General features: G+C 56.4%; 16 protein-coding genes, 2 tRNA genes, 1 rRNA gene and 1 pseudogene. 5 read left to right on the top strand and 15 right to left on the bottom strand.

Annotated elements, in window-relative coordinates; all coding sequences use genetic code 11:
- Positions 1–5: 5 nt before the first annotated feature.
- The 8 genes and pseudogenes from pfkA to QU660_RS02550 all read right to left on the bottom strand — a co-directional run bounded on the left by pfkA (position 6) and on the right by QU660_RS02550 (position 10,268).
- Complete coding sequence (pfkA, locus tag QU660_RS02585; protein WP_304946783.1) at positions 6–980, bottom strand: 6-phosphofructokinase; 975 nt, start codon at positions 978–980, stop codon at positions 6–8.
- A 100-nt stretch (positions 981–1,080) separates the two neighbouring features.
- Entirely contained in the window at positions 1,081–4,548 is a 3,468-nt protein-coding gene (locus QU660_RS02580) for a DNA polymerase III subunit alpha (RefSeq protein WP_304946782.1), read from the bottom strand.
- Positions 4,549–4,629: 81 nt separating this feature from the next.
- A complete protein-coding gene (locus tag QU660_RS02575; RefSeq protein WP_304946781.1) occupies positions 4,630–4,881 on the bottom strand; it encodes an HPr family phosphocarrier protein in 252 nt (83 codons plus the stop codon).
- Positions 4,882–4,883: 2 nt separating this feature from the next.
- Positions 4,884–5,831, bottom strand: a complete 948-nt coding sequence (gene whiA / locus QU660_RS02570; RefSeq protein WP_304946780.1) for a DNA-binding protein WhiA — start codon at positions 5,829–5,831, stop codon at positions 4,884–4,886.
- A gap of 2 nt (positions 5,832–5,833) precedes the next feature.
- Positions 5,834–6,703 carry a UDP-N-acetylmuramate dehydrogenase gene (murB, locus tag QU660_RS02565; protein ID WP_304946779.1) on the bottom strand — a complete coding sequence of 290 codons (870 nt, stop codon included), beginning with the start codon at positions 6,701–6,703 and terminating at the stop codon, positions 5,834–5,836.
- 233 nt (positions 6,704–6,936) lie between these two features.
- Positions 6,937–7,854: pseudogene (gene hprK, locus QU660_RS02560) on the bottom strand (HPr(Ser) kinase/phosphatase); the annotation flags it as partial.
- A complete protein-coding gene (uvrC, locus tag QU660_RS02555) occupies positions 7,808–9,694 on the bottom strand; it encodes an excinuclease ABC subunit UvrC (protein ID WP_304946778.1) in 1,887 nt (628 codons plus the stop codon). The pseudogene hprK and the gene uvrC, both read right to left, overlap by 47 nt.
- Positions 9,687–10,268 carry a hypothetical protein gene (locus QU660_RS02550; protein ID WP_304946777.1) on the bottom strand — a complete coding sequence of 194 codons (582 nt, stop codon included), beginning with the start codon at positions 10,266–10,268 and terminating at the stop codon, positions 9,687–9,689. The genes uvrC and QU660_RS02550 overlap by 8 nt, the downstream gene beginning before the upstream one ends.
- A gap of 101 nt (positions 10,269–10,369) precedes the next feature.
- Between QU660_RS02550 and QU660_RS02545 the strand changes: the two genes are divergently transcribed.
- Entirely contained in the window at positions 10,370–11,842 is a 1,473-nt protein-coding gene (locus QU660_RS02545; protein ID WP_304946776.1) for a DUF1846 domain-containing protein, read from the top strand.
- A 239-nt stretch (positions 11,843–12,081) separates the two neighbouring features.
- Here the strand turns inward: QU660_RS02545 and ftsH are convergent, their stop codons facing one another.
- Positions 12,082–13,926 (bottom strand): ATP-dependent zinc metalloprotease FtsH, encoded by a 1,845-nt coding sequence (gene ftsH, locus QU660_RS02540; protein ID WP_443027786.1) that lies wholly within the window; start codon positions 13,924–13,926, stop codon positions 12,082–12,084.
- Positions 13,927–14,273: 347 nt separating this feature from the next.
- Between ftsH and QU660_RS02535 the strand changes: the two genes are divergently transcribed.
- A complete protein-coding gene (locus tag QU660_RS02535) occupies positions 14,274–15,650 on the top strand; it encodes an MATE family efflux transporter (protein ID WP_304946774.1) in 1,377 nt (458 codons plus the stop codon).
- Here QU660_RS02535 and QU660_RS02530 read toward each other — a convergent pair.
- The 3 genes from QU660_RS02530 to QU660_RS02520 all read right to left on the bottom strand — a co-directional run bounded on the left by QU660_RS02530 (position 15,620) and on the right by QU660_RS02520 (position 16,763).
- Positions 15,620–16,342 (bottom strand): hypothetical protein, encoded by a 723-nt coding sequence (locus QU660_RS02530; RefSeq protein ID WP_304946773.1) that lies wholly within the window; start codon positions 16,340–16,342, stop codon positions 15,620–15,622. The two genes, QU660_RS02535 and QU660_RS02530, sit on opposite strands and share 31 nt — an antisense overlap.
- Positions 16,339–16,566 (bottom strand): hypothetical protein, encoded by a 228-nt coding sequence (locus QU660_RS02525; protein ID WP_304946772.1) that lies wholly within the window; start codon positions 16,564–16,566, stop codon positions 16,339–16,341. The genes QU660_RS02530 and QU660_RS02525 overlap by 4 nt, the downstream gene beginning before the upstream one ends.
- A 117-nt stretch (positions 16,567–16,683) precedes the next feature.
- Positions 16,684–16,763 (bottom strand) — tRNA-Leu (locus QU660_RS02520).
- A gap of 129 nt (positions 16,764–16,892) precedes the next feature.
- Here QU660_RS02520 and QU660_RS02515 point away from each other — a divergent pair.
- A complete protein-coding gene (locus QU660_RS02515) occupies positions 16,893–17,849 on the top strand; it encodes a LysR family transcriptional regulator (RefSeq protein WP_304946771.1) in 957 nt (318 codons plus the stop codon).
- 182 nt (positions 17,850–18,031) lie between these two features.
- Here QU660_RS02515 and QU660_RS02510 read toward each other — a convergent pair whose 3' ends face one another.
- The gene (locus tag QU660_RS02510) at positions 18,032–18,904 is read right to left on the bottom strand and encodes a B12-binding domain-containing radical SAM protein (RefSeq protein WP_304946770.1); all 873 of its coding nucleotides are present in this window, start codon (positions 18,902–18,904) and stop codon (positions 18,032–18,034) included.
- Positions 18,905–19,050: 146 nt separating this feature from the next.
- Here QU660_RS02510 and QU660_RS02505 point away from each other — a divergent pair, with 146 nt between their 5' ends.
- Together QU660_RS02505 and QU660_RS02500 are read left to right on the top strand one after the other, a co-directional pair.
- Positions 19,051–19,374, top strand: coding sequence for a type II toxin-antitoxin system Phd/YefM family antitoxin (locus QU660_RS02505; protein WP_304946769.1), 324 nt, complete (start codon positions 19,051–19,053; stop codon positions 19,372–19,374).
- A complete protein-coding gene (locus QU660_RS02500) occupies positions 19,371–19,655 on the top strand; it encodes a type II toxin-antitoxin system RelE family toxin (RefSeq protein ID WP_304946768.1) in 285 nt (94 codons plus the stop codon). Before QU660_RS02505 ends, QU660_RS02500 begins: the two co-directional genes overlap by 4 nt.
- A gap of 64 nt (positions 19,656–19,719) precedes the next feature.
- On the opposite strand, the gene QU660_RS02495 is transcribed toward QU660_RS02500, so the two are convergent.
- Positions 19,720–19,792, bottom strand: a tRNA-Gly gene (locus tag QU660_RS02495).
- A gap of 62 nt (positions 19,793–19,854) precedes the next feature.
- A 23S ribosomal RNA gene (locus tag QU660_RS02490) occupies positions 19,855–22,747 on the bottom strand.
- Between the last annotated feature and the right edge of the window lie 197 nt (positions 22,748–22,944).

The raw sequence follows: 22,944 nt of genomic DNA, 5'->3' as shown, positions 1-22,944 counted from the left end.
CCTCCTCAGCGCGTCAGCTTTGCGGAGAGTTCCAACTGATACTCCGGAATCTCCTTCTGCATGCGGAGCGCTTCTTCAATGTCGAAATCGCAGAACTCGCCGTTTTGATAGGCGACCAGACGATTCGACTTGCCCTCTGCGAGCAGGTCCACGGCCTTGGAACCCATAATCGAAGCGTAGAAGCGGTCCTTACAGGAAGGCGAACCGCCGCGCTGCATGTAGCCCAGTATGGTGGCGCGGGTCTCGAGTCCGGTCGCCGCCTCAATGCGCTTTGCCATGGAACTCGAGTGGCCTATGCCCTCCGCGTTGATGATGATGAAGTGCTTCTTGCCGCGCCGACGGCTGTCGATGATGTTGTTGATGATCTCCTGCTCGTTGCCGTCGTAGTGCTCGGGAATCAAAATCGCGTCGCTGCCGGTCGCGATGCCGCTCCAGAGCGCAATATAGCCCGCGTGGCGTCCCATGACCTCAATGATGGAGCAGCGCTCGTGCGAGGTACTGGTGTCGCGCACCTTATCGATCGCGTCGATTGCGGTGTTGACCGCCGTGTCAAAGCCTATGGTGTACTCGGTGCAGGCAATGTCGAGGTCTATGGTCCCGGGGACACCGATGGTGTTGATGCCGTACTTCGAGAGTTTGCCCGCGCCCTTAAAGGAACCGTCGCCGCCGATCACGACCACACCGTCGATGCCGTGCTTTTTGCAGATTTCCGCCGCCTGGCGCTGCCCTTCCTCGGTCACCATCTCCATGCAACGCGCCGTGTAGAGTATGGTGCCGCCGCGGTTAATGATGTCCGCAACGCTGCGCGCATCCATGTCGATGAATTCCTCATCGAGCAGGCCGGAATAGCCGCGCATGATGCCCTTTACCTTCATGCCGTGGTGCAAGGCGGTGCGAACCACCGCACGGATTGCCGCATTCATACCGGGGGCATCGCCGCCGCTTGTCAAAACACCGATGGTCTCAATTTTCTTTGCCATAACAGGAACCTCCTCACTGTTCCCTGTGCGCGCTGCGCCTCCGCAGTGCGCCTGAATTTCCTCGTGAAAACTATAACACAGCCCCCCTGCTTTTACAATTTCAGAGGCTCTGCTTTACGCTGGTCTTCACATTTTCCGCGCCGAAAACGGCGCGGAGCTCATCAAGCAAGCTTTCTTCCGCCGAAACGCGCCAGTCCCGCCCGAGCTGTATGATTTTTTTCTCCGCGCGGCAGTAAATCTTCACGTTGTCCTTGCCCTCGCTGTTGCCGAGGCGAAGCAGGAGCTCGCCGCGCTGCGCGAGATAGGCAGCCTCATCCGCAAACTGGATCCAGAGCGTGCGCTCGCCCGCGCCGAAGACGGACAGCCGCTCGCAAATCAGCTTGCCGGACACATCGTCATCGCTGATCGTAACACGGCCGGAGAGAAAGAGCTTGGCATCCGGAATCAAGAGCTCCCGATAGCGCTCATAGGCCTTCGGGAAGAGCAGCACCTCAACCGTACCGACCAAATCCTCTAGGGTGAGAAAGGCCATCGTATCGTTGTTTCGCGTAATCTTGGTCGTGACATTCGTGAGCACGCCGCCGATAACCGCCTGCTGCCTGTCCGTAAGCGCTGCCCTGCCGCTCTCATCGTCCGCGAGGAAGTCTATGGTCTTTGCCGTCACGGTCTTCTCCCAGAGTTCCCGCACGTCATCGAGCGGATGCCCGCTCAGATAGACCCCGACTGTCTCCTTTTCGAAAGCGAGAAGGTCCTCTTTCCGGAACTCATCGACCTCCGGAAGGGCGGATTCAAGACTCTGCCGCGCCTCCTCGCCGAGAAAGTCAAAGAGCGATACCTGACCCGCAATCGCATTCTTCTGCTTTGCCTTCTTGTCGAGCAGCTCCGGGATGAGCAAGAGTTTCTGTCTGCGGTTTCCCGGCATGGAATCCAGCGCGCCCGCCTTCACAAAGCTCTCGAGCGTGCGCCGGTTCGCCTCCTTGTTCGAGAGGCGCTCTATGAAGTCTTCGAGCGATCGGAAGGCACCTCCCGTCTCGCGCTCCCGCACAATTTCCTCGCTCACGGCCGTTCCGACCGCGCGTATCGCCGAGAGACCGAAGCGTATGCCCTCTCCCGAGACCGAGAACACGGCCTTGCCGTCGTTTACATCCGGCGGCAGAATCGGAATGCCCATCTGGCGGCAGACCAGAATGTACTCGGCAATCTTGCTGCTGTTGTCTATGACCGAGGTCATGAGCGCCGCCATAAACTCCTTCGGATAGTAGTGCTTTAACCAGGCGGTCTGGAAGGAGACATAGGCATAGCAGGCCGCGTGGCTCTTATTAAAAGCGTAGTTCGCAAAGTCCATCATCTCGTCAAAGAGATGGTTTGCGACCGCCTCGCTGATGCCGTTGTTCACACAGCCCCGTATGCCCTCGGCCTCGTTGCCGTAGACAAAGTTCTGCCGCTCTTCCTTCATGACCGACTCTTTTTTCTTACTCATGGCGCGGCGCACCAAATCCGAGCGTCCCCAGGTGTAGCCCGCCAGGTCTCGCACAATCTGCATGACCTGCTCCTGATAGACCATGCAGCCGTAGGTCGGCTTTAGGATGGTCTCAAGCTGCGGGCACTCGTAGCGCACTTCTTCCGGGTGGTTCTTGCCCTCCAGATAGCGGGGGATAAAGTCCATGGGACCCGGGCGATACAGGGAGATGCCGGCGATGATATCCTCGAGGGTCGTAGGCTTTAGCTCCTTCATGAAGCTCTTCATGCCCGCGCTCTCGAGCTGGAATATGCCCTCGGTGTTGCCGCTCCCGATGAGCGCCATGACCTCGGGGTCGTTGAAATCGATGCCCAGCATGTCGATCGGCTTCCCGCTCCGCTTCTCCGCCTCCGCGGCGGCATTCTGAATCACGGTCAGGGTTCTGAGCCCCAGAAAATCCATCTTTAAAAGCCCCAGTTCCTCTAAGGTGTTCATACCGAACTGGGTCGTAATCGAGCCGTCCGCGCCCCTTGCGAGCGGCACATACTCTTCCGCCGCCTTCTTCGAAATGACCACGCCCGCCGCGTGAATCGAAGCGTGGCGCGGCAGCCCCTCGAGTCGCTTTGACATGTCGATCAAGTGGTGCACGCTCTCATCGCTCTCATAGAGCGCGCGGAGCTCCTTCGACTGCACCAAGGCCTTGTCGAGCGTCATCTTTAAATCATTCGGAATCAGCTTTGCAATCTGGTCGCAGCGCGCATAGGGGAGATCCAGAACGCGCCCCACATCGCGCACCACGCCCTTGGCCGCGAGCGTACCGAAGGTGATAATCTGTACGACTCGCTCTTTTCCGTACTTTCTGCCCACATAGTCTATGACTTCCTGCCGTCTCTCGTAGGCGAAGTCCACGTCGATATCCGGCATGGAGACGCGCTCCGGGTTCAGGAAGCGCTCAAAGACCAGCTGGTATTTTTCGGGGTCGATGTCGGTAATGCCGAGGCAGTACGAGACCACCGATCCTGCCGCCGAGCCGCGCCCGGGCCCCACGCCGATGCCGTGCTCCTTCGCAAAGTGAATGTAGTCCCAGACGATGAGGAAATAGTCCACATAGCCCATGCGGCCTATGACCGCGAGTTCTTCTTCCAAGCGCGCCCGGAGCGCCGCCGGCTCTTCCGGGTAGCGCGCGCGGAAGCCCTCTTCCGAGAGGGCGCGCAGATAGCTCGCCGCGTCCGCATAGCCCTCAGGGACATCGTAGGCGGGGAGCTTCAATTCATGAAAGCGTATCTCGACCTCGCAGCGCGCGGCGATTTTTGCCGTGTTCTCCAAAGCCTCGGGGACCGCGGCAAAGAGAGAACGCATCTCCTCCTCGGACTTTAGGTAATACTGTCCGCCCTCGTAGCGCATGCGGTCTTCATCGCTCGCCTTCTTGCCGGTCTGGAGGCAGAGCAGGAGGTCGTGTGCCTCCCAGTCCTCGGGCTGGGTGTAGTGAATATCGTTGGTCGCAATCAGCGGGATACCCGTGTCTTGCGATAGCTGTATGAGCTGCTGATTGACCGCCTTCTGAACACTGAGCCCGTGATCCTGGAGCTCCAAGAAAAAGTTATCCGCCCCGAAGATATCGCGGTAGCGGAGCGCTGCCTCCTTGGCGTCCTCGTAGCGGTTCACCGCAAGGTTTCGCGCCACCTCGCCCGCAAGGCAGGCGGAACTCGCGATGATGCCCTTCGAGAACTCGCGCAGGGTCTCAAAATCGACGCGCGGCTTATAGTAAAAGCCGTCGACAAAGCCCCGCGAGACAATTTTCGTGAGGTTCTCATAGCCCTCGTTGTTCTCCGCGAGCAAAATCAAATGGTAGTAGCGCGCCTCGCCCTTTTTGTTGTCCCGGTCAAAGCGAGAGCCCGGCGTCACATAGATTTCGCAGCCCAGTATGGGCTTAATGCCCGCCGCCTTGGCCGCCTTATAAAAATCGATCACGCCGTACATGACGCCGTGGTCGGTCACGGCGAGCGCCGTCTGCCCCAGTTCCTTTGCGCGCTGAATGAGCTCCGGTATCTTTCCGGAGCCGTCAAGCAGCGAATATTCCGTGTGTACGTGCAAATGTGTAAATGCCACTGAAAACCTCCAACGCCCTTTCTGCGGCAACAAGAAAAACCGGGCGAACTCGCCCGGCTTAAAACTCCGTCTTCTCTGTGCTTACTGGCAGAGATATTCCTCAATGCCGCTGATTGCGGCGTCCTCATCCTTGCCGTCTGCCGTCACGACAATTTCCAGACCGTTTGCGAGTCCAAGGGTCATCATGCCCATGATGCTCTTTGCGTTGACGCGCTTGTCCGCATCATCCACATAGATGCTGCTCTCGTACTGGCTTGCAACCTGGACCAGCATCGCAGCCGGCATGGCATCCGCCTTGCCGTTTAACTTCACTACCATAGACTTCTTAATCATCTTTACCCTCTTTTCTCGTGTCCGCGCAACTCATCCGCATACTCCGAGAGTTTCCGCAATCTGTGGTTTACACCGCTCTTGCCGACCGGCGGATTCAGATACGTCCCCAGTTCTTTGAGGGACACATCCGGATACTCCAAACGGATTTCCGCCATCTCTGCAAGTGTCGACGGCAGATTCTCGAATCCCTCCGCATCGCGGATGTATTCGATGTCCTTCCGCTGTTTTAAAGCTGCCGCCACCGTCTTCTGTAAATTTGCCGTCTCACAATTGACCGTGCGGTTCACACGGTTGCGCATGTCCTTCACCACGCGAATTTCTTCCAAGGCAAGCAATGCGCGGGAAGCTCCCATCATGCCGAGCAGAGCCACAATGCCGTCGCTGTCCTTGAGGTATACGACGTAGTGTCCCTTTCGCTGCACAACCCCCGCCGTCTCACCGAGGGCGGAGAGGAGCAATTTCAGATACCAAGCCTTGTTCTCATCCGAACATACAAACTCCAGGTGATAAAAACGCTCGGGATCGGAAACAGACCCCGCAGCGAGAAAGGCCCCCCGCAAAAATGCGCGCCGCTCCTCCTCACCGGAGAGCTTCTGTTCCGCCTTTCTGCCGATTTGAAACTCCCCGTTTTCATAGCCGAGCGCGGCGCTCTCTAGGAGCACGGCGGTGTCCTCCGGGGAGAGAAAGGCAGTGCAAGTCTTGTTTTTTCCGTTCGTATGATGCGTTGTGATGGCAAAATCTGTTTTGATTCTATCCGTTTTTCTTATGAATGTAAAGTATTTCTTCGCACTTTCCTCGTGTTCGCTGAGGAAGCGCAGTTCTGTCCCGCCCTCTTTTTCCGTCAATTTCGCGCCGTAGAGCAACAATCCCTGCAACTCCGCCGTAAAAAGCGAGAACTCCGACGGAATCAGCTCGGCGAGCTCTTCCTTAATTTCCGCTGAAAACGACATGCTCAGAACTCCCCGAGGAAGCGGATTTCGGGCTCGAGTCGCACGCCGAAGCGCGCTTCGACCCGTTCGGCCGCCGCCGTGAGAACCGCGCGCACATCCTTAGCGCTCGCATGCTCCAGATTGACAAGGAAGCCGGCGTGCTTTTCCGAGATGGCCGCACCGCCGATGCGAAGCCCCTTGCAGCCCGCCTCGTCGAGAAGCCGCGCCGCCGTGTCGCCCGGCGGGCGCTTAAAGGCAGAGCCCGCGCTCGGGTAATTGAGGGGCTGCTTTTCGCGGCGGGACTCCGCGTAGCGCTTCATCTCCGCAAGTATCTCCTCTTTCTCACCCGGCGTTAAAACAAAGGTCGCGGAGAGCACAATGGCCCCCAGTTCCGGAATCTTACTGTGCCGGTAGCTGAGTTCCAGCTCTTCCCCGGTAAAACACCGCACGCTGCCGTCCGGCATGAGAAGCTCTGCGCTCTCTAAAACATCCTTCATCTCGCCGCCGTAAGCTCCGGCATTCATGACCAGCGCGCCGCCGACCGTGCCCGGAATGCCCGCGGCAAAGGCGAGGCCGCTAAGCCCCGCATCCGCGGCCGTTCGCGCCAGTTTCGCAAGCAGCGCCCCCGCTTCGGCTTTCAAGCAATTTCCGTTCACTTCGATGGCACCGAAGCCCTCGCCGAGGCGTATGACAGCGCCGCGAAAGCCCTTGTCGCCGACCAGGAGGTTCGAACCGTTACCGATGACCGCGCTCGGAATGCCCTCTGCCGTGCAATGCGCAAGCAGGGACTTGAGCTCTTCGGCCGTTTCCGGCTCATAGTAATAATCCGCCGCGCCGCCGATTCGAAAACTCGTGTGGCGGGATAGCGGCTCTTGTTCCGACTGTCTTCGCAAGCTAAGCCCTCGCTTTCTTTTTAATTCAACTCCCCGACATCCGCGCTGTCGGACTCGATCCGGTAGCCGCTGCGCTCAAACTCCCCGTAGTGCGGCGGGAGATCGCTCTGGTCTATCGTATCGAGGTGTCCCAGAATCTTGTCTTTGACCTCCAGGTTCAGCGCCTCGCCGATGCGCTTCCGCTCGGCAATCAGCTCCTCTTCGCGCCGTTCTCTCTCATGTTCTTCGGCGCTCTTTGCCATGTTTTCGCTGACACGGCGGTAGAGCTCCTTCGCAGCGTTATAGCCCATCTTCTTCTGGCGGCGGTTTACGGCCGCGGTCTCACAGATAATCGCTAAGTTTCGGCCCGGACGTATCGGCAGCGTATTGCAGACCACGCGCACGCCGAGTATCTCCGTGTACTGATCCTCCATGCCGAGTCTGTCGTAGTCCTTGCTGCGGTCCCAGTCCTCGAGCTTGATGACCAGGTCCACGGTCTGCACATCCTTCACGCACTCTGCGCCGAACAGCGCGCGCACGTCGATGATGCCGATGCCGCGGAGCTCAATGAAGTGCTTGGTAATCGCGGGCGCACGTCCCACCAACGCAACTTCCGAGACCTTGCGAAGCTCCACGACATCGTCCGCGACCAGACGGTGACCGCGGCGAATGAGCTCAAGCGCAGCCTCACTCTTTCCGACACCGGAATCTCCCATAATGAGAACACCCTCGCCGTAGACATCGACCAAAACGCCGTGAATCGAAAGCTGGGGCGCGAGTTTGGTCTTTAACCAGCGGATTAACTCCGAGGTCAAATCCGCCGTGGTCTGCGAGGTCACCATGCAGGGGACGCCGTACTCGTGGCACTTCTTTAAGACGGTCTCATGCGGCTGTAAATTCCGCGAGAAGATGAAACCCGGCACCCGGAAGCGGCACATGTAGTCAAAAATCTGCTCCCGCCGCGCATCGTCCATAAGGCCTATGTACTCGGTCTCGGCATTGCCGATGACCTGCAGTCTCGCGTTGTCAAAGTGCGCGAAAAAGCCGGTCAGCGGGAGCGCCGGGCGGTTGATATCCGGCGCGGAGATGATTATTTCGTCCGTGTTGATCTCCGGGGTCAGATTTTTAAAGTGGTTTCTCTGAATCAGTTCCGTCACTGTCACGCCGTGCATCTTCTTGACTCCTTTCCCGATGAAAATATCGATAGACTTCCTCCGCGACCCGCGCGTTGAAATTCGGAAGTGTGCTGAGTTCCTCGACCGAGGCCGCCCGTATGCCCTCCACGCCGCCGTACTGCCTGAGCAGCGTCTTTCGCCGCACGGCACCGACACCCGGAATATCATCGAGCACCGAGTGCACCTCCGCCTTGGAGCGGAGACTGCGGTGGTACTCAATGGCAAAGCGGTGCGCCTCGTCCTGAATGCGGGTGATGAGCTTAAAGCCCTCGCTCCGCTCCGAAATCGGAAGTTCCCTTCCCTCGAACCAGACGCCCCGCGTCCTGTGCCTGTCGTCCTTGACCATGCCGCAGACCGGGATTTGTAGGTTGAAACGCTCGATTACTTCGAGGGCAATGTTGACCTGCCCTCTGCCGCCGTCCATCAAAATAAGGTCCGGGAGCTTCACGAAATTGCCGTCCTCCGCCGCGACACTGCGCTGCAAACGGCGCGTCAGGACCTCGCGGAGCGAAGCATAGTCGTTCGGCCCGACAACGGTCTGAATGCGGAATTTGCGGTAATCACTCTTCTTCGGCTTGCCGTCCTCGAAGACAACCATGGAGCCGACCGAGAGCGTACCGCTGATGTTCGAAATATCGTAGGCTTCCATGCGGTGTACGTCCCGCAAGCCGATCAGCGCTTCGATTTCCCGGACAGCGCCCTTGCTCCGAATCTCGTCCATTTGGAGCCGCTGTCTGTCCTTTTCCAGTATCATATCCGCGTTCCGCGCCGCGAGCTCCATGAGCTTTTCCTTCTGTCCCTTCTTCGGAACCACAAGCTTTACGCGCGCACCGCGCTTCGCGGAGAGCCAGTCCGTGAGGAGCGCCGTATCCGAGAGCTCCTCCTGCAGCCAGATTTCCTGCGGGATAAAGGGTGTCCCCGCATAGAACTGCTTCACAAAACTCTCAAGTAATTCCCGGCTCTCGTCCTCCATCGCAATGTGGAGGTAGTGGTGCTCTCTTCCCACAATTCTGCCCTCGCGGACAAAGAAAATCTGGACAACCGCCTCTCTCTCATCGCGTCCCAGCGCAATGATGTCCCTGTCCTCCATGCCGTCGGAGGTAATCTTTTGTCTCTGTTCGATGTGCTCTATGCTGCGGAGAAGATCCCTGACTTCCGCGGCGCGCTCAAACTCCATCTGCTCCGCCGCCGCCTCCATCTCCGCCTGTAACTTCTTCACAACAGGCGCAAAGCGACCGTTTAAAAAGTCGAGTGCGGCGTCCACATTTTCGCGGTAGGCTGCCTCGCCCATATAGCCCGCACAGGGCGCACCGCACTGGTGAATGTGGTAGTTGAGACAGGGTCTCTCCTTGCCGATGTCCCGCGGCAGCACCCGTTTACAGTCCCGGAGCTGAAACGCCCGATACATGAAGTCCAGGGTTTTTCGCACCGACTGCGCGGAGCTGAAGGGACCGAAGTACTTTGCCTTGTCCTTCTTCATCTGCCGCGTCATGAAAATGCGCGGGAAGGCCTCCCGCACCGTCACCTTGATATAGGGATAGGTTTTATCGTCCCGCAGCATGGTGTTGTAGCGCGGGCGGTTTTCCTTAATGAGGTTATTTTCAAGCACCAGGGCCTCGAGCTCCGAGTCCGTCACGATGTACTCGAAGCGGGCAATGCGGCTCACCATCTGCATGATTTTCGGGCTCTTGCCCCGCGAAGACTGGAAGTACTGCCGCACGCGGTTCCGAAGCGAGATTGCCTTGCCGACATAGATGATTTCATCCCGCTTGTCGTGCATGATGTATACACCCGGGCTCGGCGGGAGCTTCTTCAGCTCCTCGGCGATGTCAAACATGGCGATGGCCGCGCTCTTTTTCGTAGCGCTCCTGCAGGCGCAGTGCCGCAAAGGCGTTCCGAAGCTGATCCTCCGGCTCCCCGCTGTCCTCAAGCTCCAGCGAGGTCGCAATCCGCGCAATGTCACGCACGCTCAGATTGTCTCTCTCTTCTTCGAGGAAAATGCGGCGCTCGTGCGGACTCTGCAGTTCCAGGAAATGCAGGAACAGTCGATCCCGCTCTTCCGGCGCGGGCTCCGGAATGGGCTGACGTTTTTCCGCCTTGGCTTCGCACGGTTCTTCCGCTGCTGCCTCGACCTCGCCCTGCTCTCCTGCGGAGGCCTCGGTCTCGGCAACGGATCCCGGTGTGTCGCAAGTGCACGCAGAGGTCTCCGCGCACGGCACTTCCGTCGGCTGAAAGAGCTCGGCAAAACGCGATTCCCGATACGCCTCGAGTCGAAAGTCTCCGAACAAGGCCTGACAAATGACAAGGGACTCGCCGCTCTCCGCATCGATTGCGAGGCAGCGAACCTGATACAGCTTCTTTTCGCTCTGCCGGTAAAAGGCCCCCGGCATTGGGCACGCTTGCGTATTCATAGCGAAAAGTATACCACATTTTCTCGGAGCTATGATACAATCTCGTGCGTGTATGATGTCACCCGACACAGGGCCGGGCGGCCTCGCGCAAAGGAGTGGATATGAAAATCGGTTTTGACAACGAAAAATACCTCAAGATGCAGTCCGAGCACATTCGCGAGCGCATTTCCAAGTTCGGAGACAAACTCTATTTGGAATTCGGCGGCAAACTCTTCGACGACTACCACGCTTCCCGCGTTCTCCCGGGCTTTCAGCCGGACAGCAAGCTTCGCATGTTGCTGCAGCTCGCGGATCAGGCGGAAATCGTAATCGCCATCTCCGCGGCGGATATTGAAAAAAATAAGATTCGCGGCGATCTCGGCATCACCTACGATGTCGATGTGCTCCGCCTCATTCAGGCCTTCCGGGACTCCGGTCTCTACGTCGGCTCCGTTGTCATCACCCGCTATACCCCCGCAGCGGATCAATTCAAGACAAAGCTCCAGTCCATGGGCGTCAAGGTGTATCGCCACTACTCGATTGACGGCTATCCGGCCGACATTCCCTTCATTGTAAGTGAGAACGGCTACGGCAGAAACGAGTACATCGAAACCACGAGACCGCTGGTCATTGTGACCGCTCCCGGCCCGGGCAGCGGCAAGATGGCAACCTGTCTCTCCCAGCTCTACCACGAGAATCGCCGCGGCATCAAGGCGGGCTATGCAAAGTTCGAGACCTTCCCGGTTTGGAACCTCCCGCTGAATCACCCGGTAAATCTCGCCTACGAGGCTGCGACCGCAGACTTAAACGATGTCAACATGATAGACCCCTTCCATCTGGAAGCCTACGGCGTGACGACCGTCAACTACAACCGTGACGTGGAGATTTTCCCCGTGCTCTCGGCCATGTTTGAGGGCATCTACGGCAGCTGCCCCTACAAGTCTCCGACCGATATGGGCGTTAACATGGCAGGCAATTGCATTGTGGACGATGAAGCCTGCCGCGAAGCGGGCCGCCAGGAAATCATTCGCCGCTGGTACACCGGCATGAATCGCCTCGTGGAGGGCGATGCCGAGAAGTCCGAGGTCACCAAGATTGAGTTCCTGATGAAGCAGGCCGGTGTCACCGCAAGCAATCGTCCTGTTGTGCATGCGGCCCTCCTCAAGGCAGAAGTCACCGGCGCGCCGGCGGCTGCCCTGGAACTGCCGGACGGCCGCATTGTGACCGGCAAAACCTCCGAGCTCCTCGGCGCGAGTGCAGCCGTGCTCTTAAATGCCGTGAAAACGCTCGGCGATATCCCGGATGAGATTAAGCTCATCTCTCCGACCGTCATTGAGCCGGTGCAGACCTTAAAGGTCAAGTATCTCGGCTCAAAGAACCCGCGCCTTCACACCGACGAGATTCTGATTGCGCTCTCCATGAACGCGGCGAGCGATCCGAATGCGGCGCACGCCCTCGAGCAGCTGAAAAAACTTCGCGGCTGCCAGGTGCACACTTCCGTCATGCTCTCCGAGGTGGATATCCGCATCATGAATAAACTGGGTCTCCAACTGACCAGCGAGCCGCGCTACGAGAACAAGAAAATCTATCACTGAGAACTTCTTCTCCTACAGAAGGGGACACCCGTCGGGTGTCCCCTTGCTTTTATCCGCATGTAGGCCGCGTTGTAAAATTTCATACAAGGCCCTCCCACAAGAAGGACAGCCGGCATGCTTCATGACATTTTCCTCCAAACAAACATTTTATTTGAAAGACAATCCCCCGGACGAACAAAAAACCCGGAAACACGCGCGCTCACGCAAATGTTTCCGGGCTTTTTATTTTGCGATCCGCCTCAGATCAGGATGGGCTCCTGCTCGGAGAGCGGGGTCGGCAGGTTCTTCACCTTACGCAAAATCTGCATGAACTCCTTGCCGGTGATGGTCTCTCGGTTAATCAAGAAGTCCGCAATCTGATCCAGCACCATGCGGTTCTCGCGGAGCAGGCCGAGGGCGGTCTGATACGCCGCCTTCAGAATGCGCTCCACTTCCTTGTCCACCTGTGCCGCCGTCTGATCGGAGCAATCCATCACACTGCGGCCGGAGAGGTACTGGTTCTCAATCTTTGCGAGTCCCATGAGGCCGAAGCTCTCGCTCATGCCGTAGAGGGTCACCATCGACTTTGCGATGTTGGTCGCCTGCTCAATGTCGTTCTGCGCGCCGGTCGTGACATCACCGAAGACCAGCTCTTCCGCGGCTCTGCCGCCGAGCATCGAAACCAGTCTCTCCTCGAGCTCGCGCTTCGACATGAGATAGGTCTCCTCCTCGGGCACGTACATGACATAGCCGAGGGCGCCCATGGTGCGCGGCACAATCGTAATCTTCTGCACCGGCTCCGTGTTCTTCTGGAGTGCGGAGATCAGCGCATGCCCCACCTCGTGATAGGAGACAATGCGTCTCTCCTTCTGGTTCATCACGCGGTCCTTCTTCTCCTTACCGACCAGCACCACCTCGACCGACTCAAAGAGATCCTTCTGGCTCACTGCCTTGCGCCCGTTCTTGACCGCAAGGATGGCCGCCTCGTTCACCATATTGGCGAGCTCGGAGCCCACCGCGCCGCTGGTCGCAAGACCGATGGCATCGAAATCCACCGTGTCATCGAGAAGCACATCCTTCGCGTGCACCTTGAGAATCTCGATTCTGCCTTTTAAGTCCGGCCTCTCCACAATGACGCGGCGGTCAAAGCGACCCGGGCGCAGCAGTGCGGGGTCCAAAATCTCCGGTCGGTTGGTTGCACCGAGCACCAGGAGACCCTTGGAAGAATCAAAACCATCCATCTCCGAGAGCAGCTGGTTCAGAGTCTGCTCCCGCTCGTCGTTGCCGCCGCCGTAGCGCGAATCACGGCTCTTTCCGATCGCATCGATCTCGTCGATAAAGATGATGCAGGGCGCAGCCTCCTGCGCCTGGCGGAAGAGGTCGCGAACACGGGAGGCACCGACACCCACGTACATTTCAACGAAATCGGAACCCGAGAGCGAGAAGAAGGGCACATTGGCCTCACCCGCGACTGCCTTTGCAAGCAGGGTCTTACCGGTTCCGGGCGGTCCCACCAAGAGAGCCCCCTTCGGCAGCTTTGCGCCGATTTCCCGGAAGCGCTCGGGGTTATGCAGGAAGTCGACAATCTCGGTCAGACTCTCCTTCGCCTCGTCCTCACCTGCGACATCGGCAAAGGTCACGCCGGTCTCCTTCTGCACATAGACCTTCGCATTGCTCTTCGCGACACCGCCCATGAAACCGCCGCCGCCCCCGCCGACGCCCATGCGCCGCATGAGGAAGTTCATCGCACCGAAAATCATAATGACAGGCAAAAAGAGCGCCGCACCCGAGAGCAGCACACTCATGATATCAAAGCGCTCCCGCGTCACGACCGCGCCTGCCCGGTAGAGCTTCTCGGGGAGATCCCGGTCGCTGTCCATGCGCGTTGTCACATAATGGCTCGTGTACTTCTGCCCCTCCGGCTTTGCGTCAAAGCGAATGACCGAATTTCCGATTTTGGCGCTGACAATGATTTTATCATCGACCATGCGAAGAAAGTCGCTGTAACTGACCTCCTTGCTCTGCACACTGCCCTGTCCCCCGCTGAGCGGGCGAATAAAGTTAAAGATCAAAAAGACGACAGACAGAAGGAGCAACAAGGGCATCAGGAAGCTTCCGCCTCCGCCGCCCTTTCTGCCCCGGTTATCGCCGCCGTCCCCGGAGCCTCCGCCCTCGGGCAAATCCTCGTCCTCGTCATCCGGTTCAAAGTCACCGCCGCGCAGCCAGCCGAAAAACAGCTGCACCTTTGTTTTCTTTACTTTCCGTTTGTTTTTTGCCATAAAAATAAGACCTTCCGGCGCGCGCTGCCAAAGCGGCAGGCCGCCCAAATCATTCTGTTGTTCTACTTAGTATAGCACTTCTTTTCTTTTTGGTGTGCGAATCTTTTCTTTCGACCGTCCCTGTGCTATGCTTTTCGGACACACAATTACGATTGTTTCAAAAGGAGATCTCCATGCAGTCCAAAAGTCAGGCACCGTCCATTACGACAGGGCCCATCACCGCGCAACTTCTGCTCTTTTTCTTTCCCATCCTGCTCGGTACCTTCTTTCAACAGCTCTACAATACGGTTGATACCATTATTGTGGGCAACTTTGTCGGCACCAACACCGCGCTCGCCGCGGTCGGCGGTGCGACGGGACAGCTGGTAAATCTCTTTGTCGGTTTCTTTATCGGCCTCTCCTCGGGCTGCGGTGTCATTATCTCGCAGTACTACGGGGCGAAGGATCACAGGGCTGTTTCAAAGAGCGTACACACGGCTCTTACCTTTTCGCTGCTCTCCGGCGTCGTGATTATGGTGCTCGGCCTTGCGCTGACAAACGTTTCGCTCCGCGCGATGTCCCTCCCGGAGGAGATTATGCCGGAAGCCAGTGCGTATCTTCGCATCTTCTTCCTCGGCATGATTCCGAACCTCTTTTACAACATGGGAGCCGCAGTGCTTCGCGCAATCGGCGACTCCAAGCGACCGCTCTACTTTTTGATACTAAGCTGCTTATGTAACATTGTGCTCGACCTTATCTTTGTGGCCTACCTCCGCCTCGGTGTCTCGGGCGCGGCGCTCGCAACCATACTCTCGCAGCTCGCTTCCGCGGTCATGGTACTCTTTGTCCTGCTCCGCACGAAGAGCGACGTGCGCCTCATTCCGAGCCAGCTGCGGCTTGAGCCCTTCTGGCTTAAAAAGATGATTTACGTGGGGCTCCCGGCCGGTCTGCAGAGTACCATGTACACGGTTTCGAATATCATTGTTCAGGCGACCATCAACAGCTTCGGCACCAACACGATTGCCGCAGTCACGGCTTACGGCAAGATGGACGTGATTTTCTGGATGGTCATCAATGCCTTCGGTATTGCCATCACAACCTTTGTCGGACAGAACTACGGCGCGGGAAAGACCGATCGCGCTTTTCGCGGCTTCCGTGCCGCACTCTTACTCTCGGCAATCGGCACCCTGCTGCTCTCCGGCATCATTTGGCTCTTCGGCATGAACTTCCTGCGCTTCTTCACCAAAGACCCGGATGTGCTTGCAATCTGCAATCGTCTGATTCACTTTGTGGTGCCGTTCTTCATCACCTACATCCCGATTGAGATTTGTTCCGGCACGCTCCGCGGTATGGGCAACAGCTGGATGCCGATGATACTCACCATGCTCGGAGTCTGTGTGCTCCGCATGTTCTGGATATTCCTGGCCGTGCCGCTTCACCGCGACATCTTGACCCTCATGACGGCCTATCCGATCAGCTGGATTACAACCTCCGTTGCCCTGAGCCTCAGTCTCTTCCTGACACGCCGCAGATATCTGTCTCAGCGCTCCGAGAGCGAGAAGTCATCGTAAATGGCGCGCACGGCCCTTCCGTTCTTAAAGAGTATCATGACCACCTGATTGGAATAAATCTCATCTCCGAACTGGTAGACCATATTGGACGTGTGGTTTTCATCGTCAAAGGTCTTTGAGAAAGGCTCGCCGTAGACATCCGCAATCTGCTGTCTCGTGGCCCCCATCGGTATTCCGTAGAGCGTGAGCTCCGGATCCGGTTCCGCGCTGCCGATGTCGATGCCCTTAATCGTACATTCCTTGACCGGCAGGTCATGGTCCGCGTTGTTCCGGACATTGATGCGGATGTGCCCGAAGGATCCCCGGTACTGCACCCGGCAGCTTCCGGTTGCCCCGGCCTTTACGATGTCGTTTTCGCCGCTGAAGACCGCACCTTCTTTGAGGAGACCCTCAAAGGAAGTCGGCACCGAAATGGTGCGATCTCCTGCGCGCACCATGTGTCGTCCCTCCTGCTTGTGCTTCTCAATCTGCAGGGGGACGGTCACGGTCTGCGCCGCCTCCTCGCTCTCGGCCGCCTCCGCGGATGCGGCCTTGATATCCGGGATGGCGGTCTCCGCCTGAATTTCCAAGGCCTTTGCACTGCTCTCGGTCTCGGCCTTACTTTTTCCGCCGCAGGCCGTGAGCAGTCCGAGCGCTGCGGCGAGTACCGCCGTGCCGATGCGCGCGTTCAACCCTGACTTACCTTGCTTCACCTCGTTTCCTCCTCTGGCGTAGTCTGACCGGGTTCCAGACCCACTTCGACGGACTCCGCCGTGAGGTCTCGAAAGCGACATCCGTCGCCCGGTGCGTTGCTCCGAATTTCTTCTTGGGTCGCTGCGCTCCCGCGTCCTGTCTCGCCCGCCCGGCAGGCAGTGAGGCCCGCTGTCATCAGCAAACAAAGCACAGCCAAAGTACCGTAAGTCTCTCGCCGCGTCATATGCGCATCCCCCCTTCGGTTTCGATTCTCGCTCTATTGTACTATCCTTGCATTTAGAATGCAAAAGCGGTTCACGGCCCCCAAGGCCCGTGAACCGCTTTTTTGAAACCGCCTACCTGCGCCCGACAGGACTTGAACCTGCACGGTCTCCCACCGGAACCTAAATCCGGCGCGTCTGCCAATTCCGCCACGGGCGCCAACCTCTGTTATTCTAAGCAATGCAAGCCTTACTGTCAATTGAGAAGCGCAGGACTCCGTTTTATGGTATGATAAGAACTCAGTATGTTTCGCAGACCGTTTGCCGTGATTCTGATATGGAGGCTTGCTTGGATACAAAAAATCTCAAATATTTCGTGGGTGTTGCCCGCTACGGTTCCATCAATCAGGCCGCAAAGGCCATGTATATTTCCCAACCGCAACTTTCTCACATCATCAAGAGCATAGAAGAGGAAGTCGGCTTTGATTTGTTTCAGCGCACCAATCAGGGCGTGCGCCTCACCAGAAACGGCGAAAGTTTCCTCTCCCACTGCCAAATTATTCTGGAAGAGATGAACAGTCTGGACCGCTTCATCAATCAGACCCACCGCCAGGGCAGTCGCCTTGTGGTCTCGATGACACGTTTCTCGCACACCGCGGTCTGCTTTAACGATGTCGCCTGTCGGCATCAGGACAGGGAGAGCCTCTTCCTGCGCCTCCGCGAGACCGATTCCATGGATGTGGTGGACGATGTGGCCAGCGGCTACTCCGAAATCGGTGTCCTGCATTTCTCCGTCTCCGAGAGCGAGAGCATGCTCCGCAATTTTGAGAACAAGCGGCTTCGCTTTCAGAGCATAGCCCGCTTTAAGCCCTATGTCTTTCTCTCCGCGGAACATGAATTGCTCCGGGATAAAGAGGTCAGCGAACTGGATATCCGCGATCTTTTGAACTACGGCTTTGTGCGCTACATCGGCCAGTACGAGGACTTCTTCTACCACATCGCAACCGAGAACGGTGTTGTGGACCTGAACGACTCTGCGAAAATTATCTACGTGAACGACCGCATGGAACAAATCCGCCTGCTCGCACACTCGAATTTTTACACCATAGGCATCCCGAAGTATCCGGATGAGGGACTGCACTATAAAGTCGCCAACATTCCGCTTCGCGCGAGCAACGAGCACCTGCGTTTCGGAATTATCACAAAAGAAAATAAGCGCCCCACCGACATTGAGGCGGAATTTATCGACGAGGTCACAACGCGCTACCGTGCCCTCTCGGACGCCGCAGAGGCGGATGTAAAGTAAAGCTTGCGTTGCCTGAAAACGCTGTCTCGATACTGTTTTCCGTCCCGGCCTTCTCGGCAGTAGTACGTTATAAAAAGAGAGAAACCGCATTTCGCCGCGGTCTCTCTCTTTTTTTCTCTTTTTGCGGTATGCTCCGTCCGCACGGCAGCCACAGCAGTTGCTTCGCTTTCTTCGCCAAGCCCTCAGAGCCTTCTACGCCAACTCTCCATGCGATAGCGGCTGTGCTCCCGTGCTTCGCGCACCTCACGAAGGAGACGCGGCAGATCCTCATTAAAGGTCCCTGCAAGCGCCAGATAATTCGAGGCATGATTCGTACGGAACACCGTTCCCGGCGAGTCGATATGCGTTAAGAAGAGCTCCGTCTCATCCATGATCTGATCCGGTTTTAAGAGCTCCATCTCCCCCCGCTGAATCTCCTTCGCCATGGGCGACTCCGGCGAGAGGTGCAGGGTCAGAATGGAAGCGTATTCCGGGTTCATCGCGTTGATGAGCTCCGCGGACTTCACTGCGTGTGCTTCCATGCCTGCACTGCCGCCGAGGCCGGAAATTAAGGTCACCGAGGTCTGAATGCCGCAGCGCTTCAACTTTTGACCGGCCGCGATAATCTCGGCCGCTGTTTCGCCCTTTTGAATGTGCACGAGGACTTCATCGTCCCCCGACTCCGCGCCGAGGTAAATCATTGCGAGTCCGGCTTTTCGAAGCGCTACCAGCTCATCCTCCGACTTTCGGAGCACATCCTTCGCCGTTCCGTAGGAGGTAATGCGCTCCGCATAGGGGAAGTTTTTCTTCACATAGTGTAAAAGTTCCAAGAGCAGTTCGGTCTTCACAACCAGCGCGTCGCCGTCCGCGAAGAAGACACGCTGCACGTAGGGGCCGTAAGTATCCCGGCACTCGTCGAGATCCGCCAGTATCTCCTCCCGTTTCCGCACGCGGAACTGCTTGTCCGTGTACATATGGCAAAAGGTGCACTTATTGTGCGAACATCCTATGGTTACCTGAATAATTAAACTGCGCGCCTCACTCGGCGGGCGGTAGACATCGCCTTCGTATTGCATCTCTCTAAAACACTCCTTTGCTTCTGCTTTGCTCGCCCCAGTATAGCCGATTTCCCGCAAAAAGGCGAGAACAGTAAATTTACCGTTCAATTTATTGACTTATTTCTCGCCGTATTCTAAGCTATCTACATAAAGGAGAAAAACATATGAAAAGTGTCATGAGTGCATTGCGGGACACAGTTCCAATCAATCAGTTTAATCGCGGCTTGGCCGGCAAAATTTTCGAAGAAGTAAAGAAGAGCGGCGCTAAGGTCGTTATGAAGAACAATACTGCGGAATGCGTACTGCTTTCTCCGGACGAGTATGCAAAACTGATTGATGAGATCTGTGATGCGCGTCTTCTGTTGCTTGCGTCGGATCGGATGTCCCGTGCGGACCTCTCAAAAACCGTTTCTCAAGAAGAAGTTTACCGTGAACTCGGTCTTTCTGCCGCCGACCTGCTCGGAGAAGAAGATGTGGAGCTCGAATGAACTGGCAAGTAGAGTATCTTCCGGAAGCGGTCAAAGATTTAAAACGTTTGGACGCTTCTTCTCAAGTACTTACCCTGAAAGCGATTCAAAAAGTACAGGCAGACCCGAGGCCTGCGGAAGAAGGCGGTCTCGGGAAACCTTTAGGCAATAAGGCAGGAATCAGAATTGTCTACTCCCTGGTGCGTGAAAAAGACAAGATGCTGATTGTTGTCATAGGTGTTCGTGCTGACAACGAAGTATATGAACAGGCCGCCAAAAGACGCAAAAGCCACGGACTTTGAACGACAGCGTACAAAGAGACAAACAGGAAAAGCGCCCTGCCAAAGCAGGGCGCTCTTTTCAGAGAGCGATAGACGGGACTCGAACCCGCGGTCTCGACCTTGGCAAGGTCGCGCGTTACCAACTACGCCACTATCGCATGTTTACACCCTGAAAACCGCACACAGAATTCTATCTATTCATCTCTTTTTCCCAAACCCTTTGGTTAAACCCTCGACCGATTAGTAAGAGTCAGCTGAACGTGTCGCCACGCTTACACCTCTCTCCTATCTACCTTGTCGTCTTCAAGGGGTCTTACCGCTTTCGCATGAGATATCCCATCTTGAGGGGGGCTTCACGCTTAGATGCCTTCAGCGTTTATCCCGTCCCGACTTGGCTACCCGGCCATGGGGTTGCTCCCCAACCGGTGCACCAGTGGTCAGTCCATCCCGGTCCTCTCGTACTAAGGACAGCTCCTCTCAGATATCTTACGCCCGCGCCGGATAGGGACCGAACTGTCTCACGACGTTCTGAACCCAGCTCGCGTACCGCTTTAATGGGCGAACAGCCCAACCCTTGGGACCGACTTCAGCCCCAGGATGCGATGAGCCGACATCGAGGTGCCAAACCACTCCGTCGATGTGAACTCTTGGGAGTGATAAGCCTGTTATCCCCAGGGTAGCTTTTATCCGTTGAGCGATGGCAATCCCACTTTATACCACCGGATCACTAAGTCCTACTTTCGTACCTGCTCCACCCGTCGGTGTCGCAGTCAAGCTCCCTTCTGCCTTTGCGCTCTTCGAATGGTTTCCAACCATTCTGAGGGAACCTTTGAGCGCCTCCGATACTCTTTCGGAGGCGACCGCCCCAGTCAAACTCCCCACCTGACATTGTCCCCCATCCGGATTACGGATGTAGGTTAGAAATCCAGTGCCACAGGGGTGGTATCCCAACAGCGGCTCCGGAAAAACTGGCGTCCTTCCTTCTTAGCCTCCCACCTATCCTGTACGAGTAACACCGAATCCCGGTATCAAGCTGGAGTAAAGCTCCATGGGGTCTTTCCGTCCTGGCGCAGGTCACCAGCATCTTCACTGGTACTTCAATTTCACCGGGTGCATTGTTGAGACAGCGCTCAAATCATTACGCCTTTCGTGCGGGTCGGAACTTACCCGACAAGGAATTTCGCTACCTTAGGACCGTTATAGTTACGGCCGCCGTTTACTGGGGCTTAAATTCAAAGCTTCGCTTGCGCTAACCTCTCCTCTTAACCTTCCAGCACCGGGCAGGCGTCAGCCCATATACCTCACCTTACGGTTTCGCATAGACCTGTGTTTTTGCTAAACAGTTGCTTGAGCCTTTTCTCTGCGGCTGCATCTCTGCAGCACCCCTTCTCCCGAAGTTACGGGGTCATTTTGCCGAGTTCCTTAACAATGCTTCTCCCGCCGGCCTTAGGATTCTCTCCTCATCCACCTGTGTCGGTTTGCGGTACGGGCTGACATGATACAATAGCGGCTTTTCTCGACAGTCCCTCCACCGGCTTCGCTACTTATATTTCGCTCCCTATCACGCTTTCGGATTGTATGGCGGATTTGCCTACCACACTCCTAACTTCGCTTCGCCCGGTCTTTGCTCTCCCGGGTCCGGTTTCGTTCCTGTGTCCCCACAGTTCTGATCATGTCAGGTGCAGGAATATGAACCTGCTGTCCATCGACTACGGATCTCTCCCTCGCCTTAGGTCCCGACTTACCCAGGGCAGATCAGCTTTACCCTGGAATCCTTGGATATTCGGCCATGATGATTCTCACATCATTCTCGCTACTCATTCCGGCATTCTCTCTTCTCAGAACTCCACGCTTCCTTACGGTAACGCTTCGGCACTCTGAGATTGCTCCTCTACCAATGTATTGCTACATTCCTAAGCTTCGGTATCGTGTTTTAGCCCCGGAAATTTTCGGCGCAGGACCTCTCGACTAGTGAGCTATTACGCACTCTTTGAATGTGTGGCTGCTTCTAAGCCAACATCCTAGCTGTCTTCGAAATCCCACATCCTTTTCCACTTAACACGTATTTTGGGACCTTAGCTGTAGGTCTGGGCTCTTTCCCTTTTGACTGTCCAACTTATCTCGTACAGTCTGACTCCCGACCATCATCAGTGCGGCATTCGCAGTTTGATATCCCTTGGTAGGCTTTGACGCCCCCTCAGGAATTCAGTGCTCTACCTCCGTCTGACTAAGTCGAGGCTAGCCCTAAAGCTATTTCGAGGAGAACCAGCTATCTCCGGGTTCGATTGGAATTTCTCCCCTATCCACACCTCATCACCACCCTTTTCAACGGATGTGTGTTCGGTCCTCCATTCCCTTTTACGGGAACTTCAACCTGGACATGGATAGATCACCCGGTTTCGGGTCTGCCGATGCTGACTGTAAGCCCTATTAAGACTCGGTTTCCCTTCGGCTCCGGACCTGTAGTCCTTAACCTTGCCAGCACCGGCAACTCGCCGGACCGTTCTACAAAAAGTACGCGGTTGTGCGTTCATGTATCGCACTTCCACTGCATGTAAACATAGGGTTTCAGGTTCTTTTTCACTCCCCTCCCGGGGTCCTTTTCACCTTTCCTTCACAGTACTATGCACTATCGGTCACTAAGTAGTATTTAGCCTTAGGGGGTGGTCCCCCCGTATTCCCACAAGGTTTCACGTGTCTCGTGGTACTCTGGATCCTGCCGGGTTTCGAATCGTTTTCCCGTACGGGGCTTTCACCCTCTGTGGCGGACTTTTCCAAAGTCCTTCCGGTAACCATTCAATTCCCTTACGCAGTCCGAACCCCGCGGTGCACGCACCGCGGTTTGGGCTCTTCCGTGTTCGCTCGCCACTACTTACGGAATCACTGTTGTTTTCTCTTCCTCCGCCTACTTAGATGTTTCAGTTCAGCGGGTTCCCGGCTGTACGCTATGGATTTACGCACAGTCACTGCAGGTCTTCTGCAGTAGGTTTCCCCATTCGGAAATCTGCGGATCAATAGATATTTGCTCTTCCCCGCAGCTTATCGCAGCTTATCACGTCCTTCATCGGCTCTTAGTGCCAAGGCATCCGCCCTACGCTCTTTTCTGTTTAACCTCTTACATGTTCTCTAGCGTAAGAACATGCGGTTTGGTCAACTCTGCTCTCACAGAGTTACGTATTATTTACATTATAGACATGACTTTCGTCACATCTATCGGATACGACTTTCATCGTATCACCTCGGATGTCTAGATATTCTTAATTGAATATTCATTCTGTATGCGATTTTCAAGGTGCAAAAGCTGATTTTC

It is taken from the genome of Stomatobaculum sp. F0698 (assembly GCF_030644385.1).
Taxonomy (GTDB): Bacteria; Bacillota; Clostridia; order Lachnospirales; family Lachnospiraceae; genus Moryella.
The sequence above is the reverse complement of the archived record's forward strand: the minus strand, read 5'-3'. Positions and strand labels throughout refer to the sequence as shown.